Below are 18509 nucleotides of genomic sequence, written 5' to 3'. Positions count from 1 at the left end.
GATCAGGCGTTAGAATAGCGTTCGGTTTCCGGCATCCAGCGCTCAATTAACGCTGCCGCCTGTTCGGGGTAGCGCTCATGAATATGGCGTGCGAGGCGCTGAACTTCGGGGATCATGGCCTGATCGCGCAGTAAATCCGCCACTTTAAATTCGGCGTTACCCGTCTGACGCGTGCCCAGCAGTTCGCCTGGGCCGCGGATCTCCAGGTCTTTTTGTGCAATCACAAAACCGTCGTTACTGTCGCGCAGCACCTGCAAACGCATCTGTGCGGTTTTCGAGAGCGGTGCTTTGTAGAGCAGCACGCAGTGAGAGGCGACAGCACCGCGGCCAACGCGGCCGCGCAGCTGATGGAGTTGCGCAAGGCCAAGACGTTCCGGGTTTTCGATGATCATCAGGCTTGAATTGGGGACGTCTACGCCGACTTCAATCACCGTTGTGGCAACCAGCAAATGCAGTTCACCCTGTTTGAACGACTGCATCACCGCCTGTTTCTCAGTAGGCTTCATCCGCCCGTGAACCAGACCCACGTTCAGCTCGGGCAGCGCCAGCTTCAGCTCTTCCCACGTCGCTTCCGCGGCCTGCGCTTCAAGCAGTTCAGACTCTTCAATTAACGTGCAGACCCAGTAGGCCTGACGGCCTTCGTGAGTGCAGGCGTTGCGCACGCGGTCGATGATATCGCTCCGGCGTGTGTCCGGAATGGCGACCGTGGTGACCGGTGTACGGCCCGGCGGCAGTTCGTCGATGGTCGATGTATCGAGATCGGCGTAGGCGGTCATTGCCAGGGTGCGCGGGATAGGTGTGGCAGTCATGATCAGCTGATGCGGGTGGAAGCCCTGCTGCAACCCTTTCTCCCACAGCGCCAGACGCTGGTGTACACCGAAGCGGTGTTGTTCGTCGATAATCACCAGGGCAAGACCATTAAACTGTACCTGCTCCTGGAAAATCGCGTGCGTGCCGACAATCATCTGTACCTGACCGCTGGCAATGGCGTCCTGTTGTGCCTGACGCGCTTTACCTTTTTGCTTCCCGGCAAGCCAGCCCACTTCAATCCCAAGCGGGGCAAACCACGCGCGGAAGTTATTAGCGTGCTGTTCAGCCAGCAGTTCGGTGGGGGCCATTAGCGCCACCTGCCTGCCGTGGGCAATTGCGCGCAGGGCAGCCAGGGCTGCAACCAGCGTTTTACCGGAACCCACATCCCCCTGAACCAGGCGCATCATGGGCACATCAAGCGCCATATCGCGTTCAATCTCGGCCGTGACGCGTGCCTGTGCACCGGTAGGTTTAAACGGCAGGGAGGCCAGCAGCTTATCTTTGAGTTCATCTCGCGGGCTTAAGGGCTGGGCATGAAAACGCTGCGCGCCCGCTCTTACCGCCAGCATGCTCAGGTTATGAGCCAGTAATTCCTCAAGGATAAGACGCCGTTGAGCGGGGTGTTTGCCGCTTTCCAGGTCGCTAAGCTGCAGGGTTGGCGGCGGGCGGTGCAGGGTGCGCAGCGCCTCGGGCAGACTCATCATGCCCTGAGCCAGCTCAGGCGGCAGTAGCTCGGTAATGGCGCAGGTATCCAGCAGTTCCAGCGCCTGGTCAGTGAGTTTACGCAGCGTTGCCTGCTTGATGCCTTCGGTCGTCGGATAAACCGGGGTTAGGGTCTCCTGCAGCTCCGGCGTGCTCAGATCTCCCTGAACGCGATACTCCGGGTGGATCATCTCTGCGCCATATTTCCCGCGTTTGGCTTCACCATAGGCCAGCACCCTGCGACCGGTCGCAAGGCTGTTTTTCATGGCCGCATTGAAGTTGAAAAAGCGCATAGTGAGAATGCCGGTGCCGTCGCTGATCTGACAGGTCATCATCCGGCGTCCGCCAAAGGTGATATTGCAGTTCAGTACTTCGCCTTCAACGGTGGCGTAAATGGCAGGCAGCAGATCGCCAATCTTATAGAGTTGGGTGCGGTCTTCATAACGCAGGGGGAGATGGAGCAGGAGATCCTGCACGGTGTGCAGGCCAATTTTTGCCAGTTTACTGCTTTGCGCCGCACCTACGCCCGTCAGGCTATTGAGCGGTATGGCATCCAGCAGACGGCCTTTCATCGGTTATCCTGCGTACTGCATGGTGGCCCACCACTCGGCATCGGCTTCAATTTCGCCCTGCGCGTTGACGTGGGGGTAAGGCAGTTTTTTCTGTTTCGCGACGCGAGCCAGCACCGGGTAACCACCTTCGAACAGCAGGCGCTGCTGCTCCTCTTCCGGCAGCATGCTGTTGCTGCGCTTGTACATGCCCGCGTTCTGACGCTGGCGCTGCGCTTCATAGAGAATGAGCGCAGAGGCCACGGAGACATTGAGAGACTGCACCATGCCGATCATGGGGATGATGATATCCTGATCCGCCAGATCCAGCGCTTCCTGGGTGATCCCGGTTTTCTCCTGACCCATCAAAATACAGGTCGGGCGGGTGTAGTCGATCTCACGAAAATCGACGGCTTTTGCGGACAGGTTAGTGGCCAGGACCTGCATACCGCGACCTTTCAGGTGCGATACGGCTTCGCCAATAGTCTGGTGGGTTTTGACGGACACCCAGCTGTTGCTGCCTGCGGCAGTTGAAGCCATGGTTCGCATGCGGGCACCCGGCCAGACGGCGTGCACTTCATGCACGCCTACGGCGTCTGCGGTACGGACAATTGCAGAGACGTTATGAGGTTTGTGGACCTGCTCCATGCAGACCGTCAGGTCAGGCTGACGCCTGGCGAGCATTTCGCAGATACGCTCGTAACGTTTTGAATTCATAAGTCTAGTTTCGGTTACGGGTGACTTTAATCACGTCCGGCATCACGCGGATCTTGCGCATAATGTTCGCCAGATGCACGCGGTCACGGGCGGTCAGACGAATAAAGGCGCTGTAGACGCGGCCATCTTTCTCTTCCGTGTTCAGGCTCTGAATGTTGGAAGAGGCCGTATTGATTGCTGCCGTCAGGTTCGCCAGGGCACCCTGGTGGTTGAACATATCCACCTTAATTTCGGTGATAAATTCCTGTGCCGTCTCTTTATCCCACTCGACTGCCATGAACTTCTCCGCCTCTTTTTGATAGCCGCGGATGTTACGACAGGATTCGTGGTGGATAACCAGACCTTTACCCGGACTGACGTGCGCAATAATCGGGTCACCCGGGATAGGACGGCAACATTTCGCGAAGGTGATAAGTACGCCGTCCGCGCCTTTGATCGGCAGATGACCGTGGCTTTGCGTCGTCGTCGGGATCGCCGTGGTATCACCTTGCTGCAGGTTCTTCGCCACGACCACGCTCATGGCGTTGCCGAGGCCGATTTCTGCCAGCAGGTCATCAAGCGAGGCGAGCTTCATGCGCTCCAGCTCACGCTGAATGTTCTCTTTCGGGATTTCAGCCAGCTTACGGCTACCACCCAACGCATGGTTGAGCAGACGACGCCCCAGGCTGACGGAATCATCGCGCTTAAGGTTTTTCAGCAACTGGCGGATTTTGGCACGTGCTTTGGAACTCACGACAAAGTTCAGCCAGGCCGCGTTCGGGCGTGCGCCCGGTGCGGTAATAATTTCCACCGTCTGGCCGCTAGAAAGCGGCTGAGAGAGCGGATAAGGCTGCCTGTCGACACGCGCGCCCACGCAGGCGTGGCCGATATCGGTATGCACGGCGTAAGCAAAGTCGACCGGCGTAGCGCCTGCAGGCAGTTCGACAATGCGGCCTTCTGGGGTGAAAACGTAAATCTCATCCGGGAAGAGATCGGATTTAACGCTCTCGATAAATTCAAACGAGCTACCCGCACTCTGCTGCAGCTCCAGCAGGCTTTGCATCCAGCGCTGGGCGCGGATTTGTGCGGTCGTACTGCTTTCGCCACCGTGCTCTTTATAAGCCCAGTGTGCAGCCACACCCATCTCCGCCATCTGGTCCATGTCTTCGGTGCGGATCTGCACTTCAACAGGCACGCCGTGTGGACCGATCATCGAGGTATGTAAAGATTGATAGCCGTTCGCTTTTGGAATGGCGATGTAATCTTTCATGCGCCCTGGACGCGGTTTGTACAGGCTGTGCATCTGGCCCAGCACGCGGTAGCAGGTATCAGAGTCGTGGACGATCACGCGGAACGCGTAGATATCCATGATCGAATGAAAACGCTGCTCTTTGAGCACCATTTTGCAGTAAATGGAGTACAGATGTTTTTCGCGACCGCTGACGCGGCACGGAATTCCCGCTTCCTGTAAACGTCCTTCAATTTCAGAGAGGATCTTTTGAATCATCTCTTTACGGTTGCCGCGTGCGGCTTTCACCACCTCTTTAATCACGCGATAGCGGTTCGGGTATAACGCTTCAAAACCCAGCTCTTCCAGCTCGGTTTTAATGTGGTGGATACCTAAACGGTGCGCCAGCGGACTGTAGATTTCGAGGGTTTCACGGGCAATGCGGCGACGTTTGTCCGGGCGAAGTGAGCCCAGCGTGCGCATATTGTGGGTACGGTCAGCAAGTTTGATAAGAATGACGCGGATATCCTGCACCATCGCCATAATCATCTTGCGAAAGTTTTCGGCTTGCGCCTCTTTCTTGTCGCGGAATTTCAGCTTATCAAGCTTAGAGACCCCTTCCACCAGCTCGGCAACGCTTTTGCCAAACAGCTGTTCCATATCCTGGTAGGTGGCAGGGGTATCTTCGATCACATCATGCAGCAGGGCGGCCATCAGCGTTTCGTAGTCGAGTTTCATCTCGGCCAGAATACAGGCCACCGCTACCGGGTGCGTGATATAGGGTTCACCGCTTGAACGTGCCTGGCCCTCGTGAGCGTCACGTGCAACGAGATACGCCTGCTGAAGACGCTTAATCTGATCTTCAGGCAGGTAAGTTTGAATCAGTTGATTCAGGCTTTCAAACAGATACAAGGGCGACCCGCAGGTTTAATTAACGACGACCTTCAGCAATGGCGGTTACGGCCTGCAGTTCTGCGGCTTCCTGCTCTTGCTGCTCCTGGCGCTCACGTACGTCGAGGATCTGATTGTTGATCAGACCTTCTTCGATTTCGCGAAGTGCAATAACGGTAGTTTTATCGTTTTCTTCCGGTACCAGCGGATCTTTACCGCCTACCTGCATCTGACGAGCGCGACGCGCGGCGACCAGCACCAGGTCAAAACGGTTACCAATTTTCTCTACAGCGTCCTGAACAGTTACGCGTGCCATACTTAAAATGCTCCACAGGTGAAGAAATGACTGGGCATGATACTGAAAGTGGGTTCAGTCTGCCAACAGTTTGGTGATTAATGCGTCATGTCGCTGCTTCTGGCGGCTCATACGCAAGCGTTCTGCGCGAAGAATGGTTTTGAGATCGCTCAGCGCGGCATCAAAATCATCATTCACAATAAGGTAATCATATTCCGCGTAATGGCTCATTTCTGCAACTGCCTGCTCCATACGCCGGGCGATCACTTCCTCGCTGTCCTGACCGCGGCCACGCAGTCGGCGATCCAGCTCATCTTTCGATGGCGGTAAAATAAAGATACTGCGTGAATCAGGCATTTTCTTGCGAATCTGCTGTGCGCCCTGCCAGTCGATATCCAGGAACACATTTACGCCCGTGGCCAGAACCTGCTCAATGGTTTCACGCGAAGTGCCGTAGTAGTTACCGAAAACTTCTGCGTGTTCAAGAAACGCGTCTCTGCCAATCATCGCTCTGAATTCATCGTGATCAACAAAGAAATAGTGTTCACCGTGCACTTCACCCGGACGCGGTTTACGCGTGGTGTGAGAAACAGAAACCTGTGTGTCGTACAACGGTTGGGTTTTTAACAGTGCCTGAATAAGGCTGGATTTACCCGCGCCACTAGGGGCAGAAACAATATAAAGCGTGCCTTGAGCCATGAGAGTCTTTTGTATGTGTTAACGAAGAAGTCCTACATACGGGCTTATTATACACGTCGCCGCTGTGTGACGTAGCCTTTGTCACACTTTTTCCCCTGCATTATTGAATTTTGCGCGCCGTTTTCAGGTTTTACAGCTGTTTTGCAGCAATAAAAATAAACGTCTGACAACGCCTCGCAGAGTGAAAGATGGCCATTAGCACGGTTTTCCGCGTCGGGTTATACCTCCACCATTGCAAAGGAGGGGTGGCGATGTGGCGATGGATGAGCGGATTAATGCTGTTGTGGTGCGGCTACGGTGCAGCGGTATGTCCCGTGTGGTCTCAGACAAAAGCAGAGAAAGAGATTGCGACATTGAGTGCGCAAGTCAAACGCTGGGATGATGCCTACTGGAAGCAGGGCGTGAGCGAGGTGAATGACGACGTCTATGACCAGCTCAATGGCCGTTTAAAGCAGTGGCAGCGCTGCTTCGGCGATATACCTGCTGAGGAGGCCTTACCGGTTCTAACGGGGAGCGTAAGACATCCTGTTGCCCATACGGGAGTGCATAAAGCGGCCAGTAAAGAAGAGCTACGCCAGTGGATGCGTGGTCGTGACACTCTCTGGATGCAGCCAAAAGTCGACGGGGTGGCAGTGACGCTGGTGTATCGCGACGGAAAGTTAACCCAGGCTATCAGTCGTGGTGATGGGCTTAAAGGTGAAGACTGGACTGCACAAGTGTATTTAATTCCCGCAGTGCCCAAAAAAGTGACCGGAGCGCTGGCCAATAGCGTCTTACAGGGAGAGCTTTTTTGGTTACGCGACAACCATCTTCAGCGACAGATGGGGGGAATGAACGCACGGGCAAAAGTGGCGGGCGCGATGATGCGGCAAAAGGACAGTCCGCTTCTGAGCCAGACAGGGATATTTATCTGGGCCTGGCCGGATGGACCGAAAGTGATGTCGAGTGCGCTGTCTGAGTTATCTAAAGCCGGCTTTTCCCTGACGGCACGTTATACCTTGCCTGTACAGGCTGTTGATGCTGTCGAGAAACAGCGCTCGACGTGGCACAACACGGCATTACCCTTTGCCACGGACGGCATTGTGGTGCGGTCCGCGGATGCTCCTCCCGGCGAAAACTGGTTGCCCGGAGAAGGCAGCTGGGTCGTCGCATGGAAATACCCCCCGGTCGCACAGATTGCCGAAGTAAGAGATATTCATTTTGCCGTGGGGCGCACGGGAAAAATCTCGGTCGTGGCGGCGCTGGTCCCTGTCCTGCTGGATGATAAGCAGGTACAACGGGTCAGTCTTGGGTCCGTTGAACGCTGGCAGAGGCTGGATATTGCGACGGGTGATCAGATACAGGTCAGTCTGGCCGGGCAGGGTATCCCGCGGTTCGATAAGGTGGTCTGGCGGGGGGAAGAGAGACAAAAGCCCACACCCCCGGCCTCGCATTATCATGCGCAGAGCTGTTTTTACGCCTCGCCGGCGTGTATGGAGCAGTTCTTTGCCCGCCTGAAGTGGCTCAGTTCAAAGCACGTGCTGAATATTGAAGGAGTCGGTGAGTCAGGCTGGCGGGCGCTGCATCAGGCGCATCATTTTGAACATATCTTCTCATGGCTGACATTAACGCAGGCGCAGCTGGAGTCTACCCCGGGGTTTTCCGCAGCACGCGGGCTGGCGCTCTGGCATCGCTTTAATCTGGTACGTGAGCGACCCTTTATTCGTTGGATCATGGCATTGGGTGTTCCGCTGACGCAGGCCTCGCTAAACGCTATGGGAGACCTGACGTGGCAGAAAATGCGTGAGCGTAACGCAGCAGACTGGCAGGCGCTTCCCGGCACAGGAAAGGAGAAAGCCCGGCAGCTTGTTGCGTTTATTCATGATCCTGGCATTGCCGGCCTGGTTGCCTGGCTCGGCAAACAGGGAGTGCAAGGATTCTGACATGAGCTTGCTGTCGCTTATCGCGGATAAATGCCGCCACTTTATCGGGGAGAATAGATGGCGGCCAGTCAGTGGGTGTCCTGAGTGTAATGAAACACGGGCAGTCCCAGTTTCAAGCGCAGCGCAAGCAAGCGAGCCGTGAAGCCAAATAACAAGGTGGCGATGACCACGACGTCATGGCTGGAAACATAATGCTGTAAAGCGATATACAGAACGGCTGATGCAAAGGATATCCCGGCGTAGAGTTCTTTTTGAAAGACCAGGGGAATGCGTTTGCAGAACATATCGCGCAGTACGCCGCCAAATACGCCCGTCACGACTGCGGCAATAGTGGCAATCACCGGGCTTTCGCCCATATCCAGCGCAATTTGTGCCCCGATGATGGAGAACACGACCAGGCCCAGAGCATCAAGCACTAAAAACAGACGTCGAAGATGGGGCATTACAGGAGCAAGGATAGTGGTCAGCACTGCGGCGACAGCCACAATGATGATGTACTCGGGGTGCTTAACCCAGCCGAGAGGGTAATGCCCCAGCAGGATATCACGTACCGATCCGCCTCCCAGCGCGGTGGCGGTAGCAATAATGATGACCCCAAACGTATCCATACGACGGCGTCCGGCAGCGAGTGCACCGGTCATGGCTTCGGCAGTGATCCCGACGAGATAAAGGATATGTAGCAGCATGTGTTCCCCCCGATAGTGAGGGCAACAGGGTAGCGTTTTGTGCGGTCTGTCACGATTTAGTTTTTCTTGTGTGAGGACGTTAGCCTTATTTTTGGTAATGACTAAACGTTGTTTGGCTGGGTGTGATGGCGTTAAACGGTAATTTTCACATTACAATTATTCATGTTATAGGCGTTTGCCGCCGATAGCCTGTTCCGATAAAAAAATGGCCCCTGAACGGGGCCATGATGAGAAAGCGGCTTGAATAAAGCGTTACTCGATATTCTGGATCTGCTCGCGCATCTGCTCAATCAGCACTTTCAGTTCAATGGCGGAGTTGGTCACTTCAGCATTGATCGACTTAGAGGCCAGGGTGTTCGACTCGCGGTTGAACTCCTGCATCATAAAGTCGAGACGACGCCCTACGGCTTCTTTCTTCTTCAGGATGTTGTAAGTCTCTTTAACGTGCGCTTCCAGACGATCCAGCTCTTCGGCGACGTCAATGCGCTGTGCCATCAGCACCAGCTCTTGTTCCAGACGGGTATTTTCCAGCTGAACTTCCGCTTCTTCCAGTTTGGCCACCAGGCGCTCACGCTGCCATTGCAGGACCGCAGGCATATGGGTACGGACTTTAGCCACTTCGGTGGTCACACCTTCCAGACGCTGCTCAATCATCGCTTTGAGGGCCTGGCCTTCAGTTTCGCGGGCAATGATAAAGTCATCCAGCGTGCTGTCGAGGGCACTGAGAATTTCAGCGGCAATCGTGTCCAGATCCTGCTCACCGGCGGCCATGACGCCAGGCCAGCGCAGAATATCGACCGGGTTGATTTCCCCTTCATCGCTTTGCATCTTGACCCAGTTCGCTGCAGTGACGAGCTGTTTCGCCAGTTTTTCGTTGAGGATCAGCTCACCCTGGGCGCTGGCATCAGGCTCAAAACGCAGGTTACATTCCACTTTACCGCGCGTCAGACGAGCACGGATACGCTCGCGTACAACAGGTTCAAGGCTGCGGAACTGCTCCGGCATACGGAAATACGTTTCCAGGTAGCGCTGGTTTACCGAGCGCATTTCCCATGTAGCGCTACCCCAGCTACCCTTGATTTCACGCCGGGCGTAGGCGGTCATACTGCGGATCATAGACATTCCCGTTTTTAAAGGAGAGATGGGGGGATTATAGCTTTCGGGGGCTTCTCAGGATAGGAATAAGCGTCCTTTATCCGTATAATGCGCAGCCACATTCGTTTCAAGCCGGAGATTTCATCATGCGTCCAGCAGGTCGTAGCGCCAATCAGGTGCGTCCCGTCACCCTGACCCGTAACTATACAAAACACGCAGAAGGCTCCGTACTGGTTGAGTTTGGTGACACCAAAGTGCTGTGCACCGCGTCCATCGAAGAGGGCGTTCCACGCTTCCTGAAAGGTCAGGGCCAGGGCTGGATCACTGCGGAATATGGCATGTTGCCGCGTGCAACCCATACCCGAAACGCCCGCGAAGCGGCAAAAGGCAAGCAGGGCGGCCGTACCATGGAAATCCAGCGTCTGATCGCACGTGCGCTGCGCGCCGCCGTTGATCTGAAAACACTGGGTGAATTTACCATTACTCTGGACTGCGACGTCATTCAGGCAGACGGTGGTACGCGTACGGCGTCGATTACCGGTGCATGTGTGGCGCTGGCTGATGCCCTGAATAAGCTGGTTGCAGCCGGTAAGCTGAAAACGAATCCGATGAAAGGGATGGTCGCGGCTGTTTCCGTGGGTATCGTTAACGGTGAAGCGCTTTGCGATCTGGAATACGTCGAAGATTCCGCTGCCGAGACTGACATGAACGTGGTGATGACTGAAGACGGTCGCATCATTGAGGTGCAGGGCACGGCAGAAGGTGAGCCGTTCACCCATGAAGAACTTCTTACCTTGCTGGCGTTGGCCCGAGGGGGAATTGAATCTATCGTAACGACGCAGAAGGCGGCGTTAGAAAATTGATTTTAAAGGCGACTGATGAGTCGCCTTTTTTTTGTTCGTACAAAAGCAAAAGTCGGAGGAGTAAGCCCATGAAATCCTGGCAGCGTGAGTTTATTGAGTTTGCGCTTAACAAGCAGGTCCTGAAATTTGGCGAGTTTACGCTGAAATCCGGGCGTAAGAGCCCCTATTTCTTCAACGCCGGACTGTTTAATACCGGGCGCGATCTGGCATTGTTAGGCCGTTTCTATGCCGAAGCGCTGGTGGACTCCGGCATTGATTTTGACCTGCTGTTTGGCCCGGCCTATAAAGGCATTCCGATTGCCACTACCACTGCGGTTGCGCTGGCGGAACACCACGACCGCGACGTACCGTACTGCTTTAACCGTAAAGAGGCTAAAACCCACGGTGAAGGCGGTAATCTGGTAGGCAGCGCGCTGCAGGGTCGCGTTATGCTGGTGGACGATGTGATCACCGCCGGTACCGCTATTCGCGAATCGATGGAGATTATTCAGGCCAACGGCGCTACGCTTGCTGGCGTGCTGATCTCTTTGGATCGTCAGGAACGCGGGCGTGGCGAAATCTCTGCTATCCAGGAAGTTGAGCGCGATTACGGCTGTAAAGTGACCTCAATCATCACCCTGAAAGACCTGATTGCGTATCTGGAAGAGAAGCCTGAGATGGCGGATCATCTGGCTGCGGTACGTGGGTATCGCGAAGCTTTCGGCGTGTAATATCAAGCCCGGTGGCGTTCTGCTTACCGGGCCTGAAGATTATTGCAGCTGTGCCGCCACTAACGGCCAACGGGCGTCAAAATCGTCCGTTGGACGGTATTTAAACTCGCTGCGTACAAAGCGGGAGAGCATGCCTTCGCAAAACGACAGGATCTGACTTGCCAGCAGCGTTTCATCGGTGCTGTAACCTTCACCCTCACGCATTTTTTTCTCGCGCAGTACCTGGCGCAGTTGTGCTTCAATACGCTCGAAGAGCTGGTTAATACGGCCCTGCAATCGGTCCTGCTCGAACATCAGCGCATGGCCAGTCAGGATACGGGTTAAGCCCGGATTGCGCTCACCAAAGCCCAGAATGAGCTGCACAATCAGACGCAAACGCGCAGTCGTGTCTTTTTCGTCTTTCAGAATCAGGTTGATGCGAGTGATCAGACTGTCTTCGATAAATTCGATCAGACTGTCAAACATCCGGGTTTTGCTCGGAAAATGACGATACAACGCCGCTTCAGACACGCCCACGGAGGCGGCCAGTTTTGCGGTGGTGATGCGTTGACTACCATCGCTGGATTCAAGCATCAGCGCCAGAGATTGAAGTATTTCTTCGCGACGGTTCCTTTTCGCGGTTTGTTTTTCTGCCATGTTACAAAATACCCCTGAAAATAAGCACTTGCCAGGCTGGCATCCACACAGCGACCGCAAACTGACGTTTGCGGTTTGTTATTGCATTATGGCGCTGTGGGATACGTGTCGGTCGGGCGGTTATTTGCGCCCGGAATGGCCGAAGCCGCCTTCGCCACGGTCGGTGGCGTCAAAGTCTTCCACCAGGTTAAATTCTGCCTGAACCACCGGTACAAAGACCATCTGTGCGATACGCTCGCCCGGTTCAATGGTGAAGCTGTCCTGACCACGGTTCCAGACGGAAACCATCAGTTGACCCTGGTAGTCAGAGTCGATCAGGCCGACCAGGTTACCCAGTACCACTCCATGCTTATGACCCAGACCAGAACGCGGCAGGATCACCGCTGCCAGCGACGGGTCAGCAATGTGGATTGCCAGGCCGGTTGGGATCAGGGTGGTTGCACCCGGAGCCAGCTCTACGGCGTCATCGAGACAGGCGCGCAGGTCAAGACCGGCAGAGCCGGAGGTGGCATAGGTTGGCAGCGCAAATTGCTTACCAACACGCGGGTCCAGAATCTTAACGTCGATTTTTTTCATCATAACGGGTAACGATCTCGTCCAGTAATTGTTGGCCCAGGAGTTCCTTGCGCTCAAGCGGTAAGACTTTATCTCCATCCTGCCAGAAAAGGTGCAGTGCGTTGCTGTCGCTGTTAAATCCTTGCGTGGCCAGCGATACGTCGTTCGCGCAAATCAAATCGAGGTTTTTGCGGGTACGTTTTTGCCGGGCATATTCTTCCACATTATTTGTTTCTGCGGCAAACCCAACAACGTAAGGACGATGGCTTTTCAGTGCGGCGACACCCGCAACAATGTCCGGATTTTTCACCATTTTTAGTGTTAATTCATCGCCTTGCTTTTTAATTTTTGACCCGGAAATGGTTTCGGCACGGTAATCTGCAACAGCCGCGCAGCCGATAAAAATCTGCTGGTTCTGCGCATGCGCCTGTACGGCGGCGTCCATCTCCAGGGCGGTGGTGACATCAATACGCTGCACAAATGGCGGTGTCGGTAACGAGACCGGGCCGCTCACCAGCGTGACCTTTGCACCGCGTTTTGCCGCCGCGGCAGCAATCGCAAAGCCCATTTTACCGGAGCTATGGTTGGTAATGTAACGCACCGGGTCCAGCGGCTCGCGCGTTGGGCCCGCGGTAATCATGATGTTGAGATGTTGCAGATCGTTGACAGGTGAAAAATGGCCGGCGGCCAGCTCAACGATGGTCAGCGGGTCAAGCATACGACCAGGACCCACATCACCACACGCCTGGCTACCGCTTTCCGGCCCCCAGATGAGCAGGCCGCGTGAGGCCAGCGTCGTCAGATTATGTTGGGTGGCGGCGTTGCGGTACATCTGCTGGTTCATCGCGGGGACGACGGCAACAGGTGCGGGCGTGGCCAGGCAAATGGTCGAGACCAGATCGTTTGCCATGCCGGCTGCTACGCGGGCAATTAAATCTGCTGTGGCGGGGGCAAGGATAACCAGGTCTGCCCATTTTCCCAGCTCAATATGGCCCATCGCGGCTTCGGCGGCCGGATCAAGGAGGCTGTCAGAGACGGGGTACCCTGAAACGGCCTGCAGGCTCAGAGGCGTGATAAAGGCTTTGCCACCTTCCGTTATCGCGACCCGCACATCCGCCCCGCGCTCGCGCAAACGACGCACCAGCTCTGGCGCTTTATAGGCAGCGATACCGCCGCTCACGCCAAGAACGATTTTTTTACCGGCCAGGCTCATCATGATTCTTTCCTGTTGGGTTTCACCAGAGAGCGGGCATTTTATCACAATCCCAAAAAGGGGGTGATTTTGTCCTTCGGTCAGTTTGCGAGGCGTTACGCAGGAATGAAAAGTGGGCGTCGAGCGCCGGGGGTGGCTGTGGCAGCATGATGGCAAACCGAAGGAGACAGGCATGGAAGAGACTGAACTGCTGCTACCGCGTGAAAAAATGCTGCGCTATGGCGTCACGTTGTTAAAGGACGACGAGTTGCTGGCACTCTTTTTACGCACCGGAACGCCCGGCAAAACGGTATTTACGCTGGCAAAAGAGCTTATCGACCATTTTGGTTCGCTGTATGGCTTATTGACGGCGGATCTGACGGAATTCAGGCACGTCGAAGGAATTGGCGTGGCGAAGTTCGCCCAACTGAGGGGGATTGCTGAACTGGCCCGCCGTTTTTTACGACGTCCGTATGGAAGAGGAAGATCCCATACTCACCCCGGATATGACACGCGTATTTCTCCAGAGCCAGTTATCAGATTTGGAGCGCGAGATCTTTATGGTGATCTTTCTTGATAACAGGAACCGGGTACTAAAACATAGCCGTCTTTTTTCCGGAACACTGAGCCACGTTGAGGTTCATCCACGAGAAATTGTGCGGGAAGCGATAAAAGTGAATGCAGCCGGCGTGATACTCGCGCATAATCACCCCTCTGGCTGTGCAGAACCAAGCAGAGCTGACAAAGAGATGACCGAACGCATTATCAAATGCTGTCAATTCATGGACATTCGTGTGCTCGACCATCTGATAATTGGTCGCGGCGAGTACATTTCTTTTGCAGAACATGGCTGGATTTAGGCTATTTCTCGCGATCCATCGGGATCTTTGTCTGTTCGGGACTTGAGCACACCGCCGAGTCAGCGTATACTACGCCACCTTTGAGAATCTCGGGTTTGGCATTTGGGCCTGGCAATCGAGAGTTCCATAGAACTATGCGATGACCGGGCTGTAAAGCCTGACGAGGCGCCGATACCCCATACGAAGCTCGAGCTAATTTGATTTTTGGAGAATAGACATGTCCCGAGTCTGCCAAGTTACTGGCAAGCGTCCGGTGACCGGTAACAACCGTTCCCACGCACTGAACGCGACTAAACGCCGTTTCCTGCCGAACCTGCACTCTCACCGTTTCTGGGTTGAGAGCGAGAAGCGTTTTGTCACCCTGCGCGTATCTGCTAAAGGTATGCGTGTAATCGATAAGAAAGGCATTGATACAGTTCTGTCCGAACTGCGTGCCCGTGGCGAAAAGTACTAAGTACTTAAAGAGGAAATAAATCATGGCTAAAGGTATTCGCGAGAAAATCAAGCTGGTTTCTTCTGCTGGTACAGGTCACTTCTACACCACCACGAAGAACAAACGTACTAAGCCGGAAAAACTGGAACTGAAAAAATTCGATCCAGTTGTACGCCAGCACGTACTGTACAAAGAAGCTAAAATCAAATAATTTTAGCCTCCTTGTATTGAAAAACCCCGCAACTGCGGGGTTTTTTGCATTCTGCATCTTACTCCGGAGGAACCATGCCTGAATTACCTGAGGTAGAGACCAGCCGCCGCGGTATTGAGCCGCATCTGGTCGGCGCGACTATTCTTCATGCTATCGTTCGCAACGGTCGCCTGCGTTGGCCGGTGTCCGATGAAATCCATGCGTTAAGCGATAAACCGATTCTCAGCGTCCAGCGTCGCGCCAAATATCTGCTGCTGGAGCTGCCCGACGGCTGGATTATCATCCATCTCGGTATGTCTGGTAGTCTGCGCATCCTTACCGAAGAACTGCCCGCGGAAAAGCATGACCATGTCGATCTGGTGATGAGCAACGGTAAAGTGCTGCGTTACACCGACCCACGACGCTTTGGCGCATGGCTGTGGACCAAAGAGCTTGAAGGACACAGCGTTCTGGCGCATCTGGGGCCAGAGCCGCTTGCTGAGGCGTTTAACGCGGAATACCTGAAAACGAAGTGTGCAAAGAAGAAAACCCCGATCAAAACGTGGCTGATGGACAATAAGCTGGTGGTGGGAGTAGGGAATATTTATGCCAGCGAATCGCTGTTTGCCGCCGGGATCCATCCCGATCGGCTGGCCTCGTCGCTGTCATCCCAGGAGTGTGAACTGCTGGTCCGGGTGATTAAAGCGGTGCTGTTGCGTTCTATTGAGCAAGGGGGGACCACCCTGAAGGACTTCCTGCAGAGCGACGGTAAACCCGGCTATTTTGCTCAGGAGCTGCAGGTATATGGCCGTAAGGGTGAGCCGTGCAGAGTCTGTGGGACACCGATTATTGCAACGAAGCACGCTCAGCGCGCCACGTTCTATTGCCGTCAGTGCCAGAAATAGGGCTACTTTAATTTTTCCATCAACGCCTGATGGACGTTAGCCGGCAGGAAATGGGTCACGTCACCGTGATGACGCGCCACCTCTTTGACCAGCGAGGAAGAGATAAACGACCACTCTTTTGAGGGCATCAGGAACACGCTCTCCAGCTCTGGCATCAGGTGGCGGTTCATGTGCGCCAGCTGCATTTCGTATTCGAAGTCAGCCACCGCGCGTAACCCACGGATCAAAATGTTAGCCTGCCGGGCACGGGCGAAGTTGGCCATCAGATCGCTGAATCCCACCACCTCGACGTTTGGCAGAGGTGAGATAGCGTCAGTGGCAAGTGCAACGCGCTCATTGAGATCGAACATGGGTTTCTTACTGGGGCTGGCGGCGATCGCCAGAATCACCTTATCAAACATGCATGCCGCACGGGTGATGATGTCAAGATGACCGTTGGTGATGGGATCAAAGGTACCCGGATAAATCGCTTTTGTGCTCATGGCTCACGTTTTCTCTGAGTAGCCGCGGCAGAGCGCCCACAGCTCGGTGTATTTGTTGAAAGTATACTGGGCATTCACCACCGCCAGTAACCACCCCTGTTTACCGTCCAGCACGCCGCCTCGCAGCAGCAGTGTTTTCAGAAATGCCCCCAGCGTGTGGGTGAAAATTCCGGTCAGCGTGGCCTTCTTGCCGCGCAGGTGGCGCTCCTGTGCCCATGCGGTGGCATAGTTAAGCTGTTTGCGCTGGAAGCTGGCGAAATCCCGGCAGGTCAGATGCAGCAGATCGCCCGTCAGAGGAATGACGGGGGCACTGTCGCATGCCAGGGATTCATGGACCAGATTATCGTTGTACTGATATCGCTCACGCTCGTAGAGGCGCATTACGCGGTCTGGATACCAGCCGCTGTGGCGCATAAAACGGCCAAGGAAATAGTTGCGACGTGCAATGCTGTATACCGCGCCAGGCTGAGGTGCTGTCAGCACCGCCTGAATGGCCTGGCGGAGCTCAGGTGTGATGCGCTCGTCAGTGTCCAGCATCAGCACGTAATTGCCAGTAGCATAGCGCTGCGCGCGCTGTCGCTGGATGCCGTAGCCTTGCCAGTCGGTATCGATAAAGACCTTTGCACCCGCGGCACGGGCGACATCCACCGTGTTGTCCTCGCTGCCGGAGTCGAGAAGGACAATTTCGTCAGCCCAGGCGACGGAGGCCAGGCAGTCCGGAAGCAGGTCGGCGGCGTTTTTGGCGATCATCACGACCGACAGACGCGTTGACATTAGTGGCTCCGCTGAGGCAGATAAGGTTGCAGAAGTTGCAGCAGACGAGTGAGTGCGCCCTGGTTCTGATGCAGCACTTCGACAGCATGGCGACCATACCAGAGGCGGTAGTCTTCGTCGGTCAGAAGGGTTGAGACCTCTTTGACCACCGAGTCCGCGTCGGTCACGGTAATTAACCCGTCGGCTTGCTGCAATTTAGCGCAGATATCTTTGAAGTTAAACGTGTGTGGACCCATCAGCACCGGAATGGCGTGTGCGGCCGGCTCAAGCGGATTATGGCCGCCGCGCTCCACAAGGCTGCCGCCGACAAAAGCCAGATCGGCAATGCCGTAAAGCAGCATCAGCTCGCCCATTGTATCGCCAATCACCACCTGAGTGCTGCCGGAGGGGATCTCACCGCTGCTGCGCAGGGTAAAGCTGAAGCCGCCTTTCTGCACCATCTCACGCGCATCTTTAAAACGTTCGGGGTGACGGGGGACCAGAATCAGCAGCAAATCGGGGAATTTTTCCAGCAGCTTACGATGGGCCTGCAGGATAATGGCTTCTTCGCCGTCATGGGTGCTGGTTGCAATCCATACCTGGCGGCGCGGTGCCCACTGGCGACGTAGCGTAATCGCACGGGCGGCGAGTTCAGGCGTGACGGAGATATCGAACTTCAGGCTACCCGTCACCGCAAGCTGGTTGCGTTTCAGGCCCAGAGCGAGAAAGCGCGCCGCGTCTTCTTCGTTCTGCGCGGCAATCAGCGTAATTCGGCTGAGCAGGCGGCGCATAAATTTACCTAACTTGCCGTAACCTTTCGCCGAGCGCTCTGAAAGGCGCGCGTTGGCAATCACCAGCGGAATTTTACGGGCATGCAGGGCGGAAATCATATTTGGCCACAGCTCGGTTTCCATGACGATCACCAGTTTCGGGCGAACGGTATTCAGGAAGCGGTTCATGGCGCAAGGCAGGTCATAAGGCAAATAGACGTGTTGAACGTCTTTACCGAACGCCGATAATGCGCGTTCAGATCCCGTCGGCGTCATGGTCGTGACCGTGATCGGCAGTGACGGATAGCGGTGACGAAGGGCGCGAACCAGCGGGATCGCCGCCAGCGTTTCGCCCACAGAAACGGAATGCAGCAAAATACCGTCCGGCACGACTTTATTGCGGCAGTAACCATAGCGTTCAGCCCAGCGTTTACGATACGCAGGCGCTTTACGGCTACGAAGCAACAGTCGCAGCCACACCAGTGGCTGGATGATGTAGAGCAGGGCGGTATACAACAATTCCAAGCGATTATCCGTTTTTTAGTTTCGGCGGGGAAATTCTAAGCATTTAAGCCGGGTAAAGCTATC

The 18509-nt window shown here is 55.1% G+C and carries 19 protein-coding genes and 1 pseudogene; 7 read left to right on the top strand and 13 right to left on the bottom strand.

Translation table 11 applies throughout. The features are described from left to right. Window positions 1–2: 2 nt before the first annotated feature. From recG to gmk, 5 genes are read right to left on the bottom strand one after another with little or no spacing between them, the layout of a single operon-like run. The gene (gene recG / locus QE396_RS16420; RefSeq protein ID WP_020882696.1) at window positions 3–2084 is read right to left on the bottom strand and encodes an ATP-dependent DNA helicase RecG; all 2082 of its coding nucleotides are present in this window, start codon (window positions 2082–2084) and stop codon (window positions 3–5) included. A 3-nt stretch (window positions 2085–2087) separates the two neighbouring features. Next, a complete protein-coding gene (gene trmH / locus QE396_RS16415) occupies window positions 2088–2777 on the bottom strand; it encodes a tRNA (guanosine(18)-2'-O)-methyltransferase TrmH (RefSeq protein WP_014168042.1) in 690 nt (229 codons plus the stop codon). 4 nt (window positions 2778–2781) lie between these two features. Continuing rightward, window positions 2782–4896 (bottom strand): bifunctional GTP diphosphokinase/guanosine-3',5'-bis pyrophosphate 3'-pyrophosphohydrolase, encoded by a 2115-nt coding sequence (gene spoT / locus QE396_RS16410; protein WP_014168043.1) that lies wholly within the window; start codon window positions 4894–4896, stop codon window positions 2782–2784. A gap of 19 nt (window positions 4897–4915) precedes the next feature. Beyond that, window positions 4916–5191: a DNA-directed RNA polymerase subunit omega gene (rpoZ, locus tag QE396_RS16405; RefSeq protein ID WP_000135058.1), complete on the bottom strand. Its 276-nt coding sequence runs from the start codon at window positions 5189–5191 to the stop codon at window positions 4916–4918. Window positions 5192–5245: 54 nt separating this feature from the next. After that, window positions 5246–5869, bottom strand: a complete 624-nt coding sequence (gene gmk, locus QE396_RS16400; protein ID WP_014168044.1) for a guanylate kinase — start codon at window positions 5867–5869, stop codon at window positions 5246–5248. Between the two features lie 251 nt (window positions 5870–6120). Here gmk and ligB point away from each other — a divergent pair, with 251 nt between their 5' ends. Then, a complete protein-coding gene (ligB, locus tag QE396_RS16395) occupies window positions 6121–7791 on the top strand; it encodes an NAD-dependent DNA ligase LigB (RefSeq protein ID WP_020882695.1) in 1671 nt (556 codons plus the stop codon). A 68-nt stretch (window positions 7792–7859) separates the two neighbouring features. On the opposite strand, the gene QE396_RS16390 is transcribed toward ligB, so the two are convergent. Both QE396_RS16390 and QE396_RS16385 read right to left on the bottom strand, forming a co-directional pair. Further along, a complete protein-coding gene (locus QE396_RS16390) occupies window positions 7860–8477 on the bottom strand; it encodes a trimeric intracellular cation channel family protein (protein ID WP_020882694.1) in 618 nt (205 codons plus the stop codon). Between the two features lie 252 nt (window positions 8478–8729). After that, window positions 8730–9593, bottom strand: coding sequence for a YicC/YloC family endoribonuclease (locus tag QE396_RS16385; protein ID WP_020882693.1), 864 nt, complete (start codon window positions 9591–9593; stop codon window positions 8730–8732). 125 nt (window positions 9594–9718) lie between these two features. On the opposite strand from QE396_RS16385, the gene rph reads away from it, so the two are divergent. Beyond that, window positions 9719–10435 (top strand): ribonuclease PH, encoded by a 717-nt coding sequence (rph, locus tag QE396_RS16380; RefSeq protein WP_013094888.1) that lies wholly within the window; start codon window positions 9719–9721, stop codon window positions 10433–10435. Between the two features lie 68 nt (window positions 10436–10503). Further along, window positions 10504–11145, top strand: a complete 642-nt coding sequence (pyrE, locus tag QE396_RS16375; protein WP_014168048.1) for an orotate phosphoribosyltransferase — start codon at window positions 10504–10506, stop codon at window positions 11143–11145. 39 nt (window positions 11146–11184) lie between these two features. Here pyrE and slmA read toward each other — a convergent pair whose 3' ends face one another. From slmA to coaBC, 3 genes are all read right to left on the bottom strand, one after another. Further along, window positions 11185–11781, bottom strand: coding sequence for a nucleoid occlusion factor SlmA (slmA, locus tag QE396_RS16370; RefSeq protein ID WP_020882692.1), 597 nt, complete (start codon window positions 11779–11781; stop codon window positions 11185–11187). A 120-nt stretch (window positions 11782–11901) separates the two neighbouring features. Then, window positions 11902–12360: a dUTP diphosphatase gene (gene dut, locus QE396_RS16365; protein ID WP_014168052.1), complete on the bottom strand. Its 459-nt coding sequence runs from the start codon at window positions 12358–12360 to the stop codon at window positions 11902–11904. Further along, window positions 12338–13549 (bottom strand): bifunctional phosphopantothenoylcysteine decarboxylase/phosphopantothenate--cysteine ligase CoaBC, encoded by a 1212-nt coding sequence (coaBC, locus tag QE396_RS16360; protein WP_127353175.1) that lies wholly within the window; start codon window positions 13547–13549, stop codon window positions 12338–12340. Before coaBC ends, dut begins: the two co-directional genes overlap by 23 nt. A gap of 172 nt (window positions 13550–13721) precedes the next feature. Here coaBC and radC point away from each other — a divergent pair. The 4 genes and pseudogenes from radC to mutM all read left to right on the top strand — a co-directional run bounded on the left by radC (window position 13722) and on the right by mutM (window position 15916). After that, window positions 13722–14388 (top strand): annotated as a pseudogene (gene radC / locus QE396_RS16355) (DNA repair protein RadC). 217 nt (window positions 14389–14605) lie between these two features. Beyond that, window positions 14606–14842 carry a 50S ribosomal protein L28 gene (gene rpmB / locus QE396_RS16350; RefSeq protein ID WP_002436699.1) on the top strand — a complete coding sequence of 79 codons (237 nt, stop codon included), beginning with the start codon at window positions 14606–14608 and terminating at the stop codon, window positions 14840–14842. 22 nt (window positions 14843–14864) lie between these two features. Further along, window positions 14865–15032 (top strand): 50S ribosomal protein L33, encoded by a 168-nt coding sequence (gene rpmG / locus QE396_RS16345; protein ID WP_003024094.1) that lies wholly within the window; start codon window positions 14865–14867, stop codon window positions 15030–15032. A gap of 74 nt (window positions 15033–15106) precedes the next feature. Continuing rightward, the gene (mutM, locus tag QE396_RS16340) at window positions 15107–15916 is read left to right on the top strand and encodes a bifunctional DNA-formamidopyrimidine glycosylase/DNA-(apurinic or apyrimidinic site) lyase (RefSeq protein ID WP_020882689.1); all 810 of its coding nucleotides are present in this window, start codon (window positions 15107–15109) and stop codon (window positions 15914–15916) included. Window positions 15917–15918: 2 nt separating this feature from the next. Here the strand turns inward: mutM and coaD are convergent, their stop codons facing one another. Genes coaD through waaA form a run of 3 tightly spaced genes read right to left on the bottom strand, consistent with a single transcriptional unit; the run spans window position 15919 to window position 18446 of the window. Next, window positions 15919–16398: a pantetheine-phosphate adenylyltransferase gene (coaD, locus tag QE396_RS16335; protein WP_020882688.1), complete on the bottom strand. Its 480-nt coding sequence runs from the start codon at window positions 16396–16398 to the stop codon at window positions 15919–15921. A 3-nt stretch (window positions 16399–16401) separates the two neighbouring features. Then, window positions 16402–17172 carry a glycosyltransferase family 2 protein gene (locus QE396_RS16330; RefSeq protein WP_020882687.1) on the bottom strand — a complete coding sequence of 257 codons (771 nt, stop codon included), beginning with the start codon at window positions 17170–17172 and terminating at the stop codon, window positions 16402–16404. Then, on the bottom strand, window positions 17172–18446 hold the full coding sequence (gene waaA / locus QE396_RS16325; protein WP_014168058.1) for a lipid IV(A) 3-deoxy-D-manno-octulosonic acid transferase: 1275 nt from the start codon (window positions 18444–18446) through the stop codon (window positions 17172–17174). Before waaA ends, QE396_RS16330 begins: the two co-directional genes overlap by 1 nt. Window positions 18447–18509: the final 63 nt, after the last annotated feature.

Source organism: Enterobacter sp. SORGH_AS_0287, assembly GCF_031453695.1.
In the GTDB taxonomy this organism is placed as follows: Bacteria; Pseudomonadota; Gammaproteobacteria; order Enterobacterales; family Enterobacteriaceae; genus Enterobacter; species Enterobacter ludwigii.
Note: the sequence above shows the minus strand (reverse complement) of the source record. Positions and strands in the feature narration are given on the sequence as shown.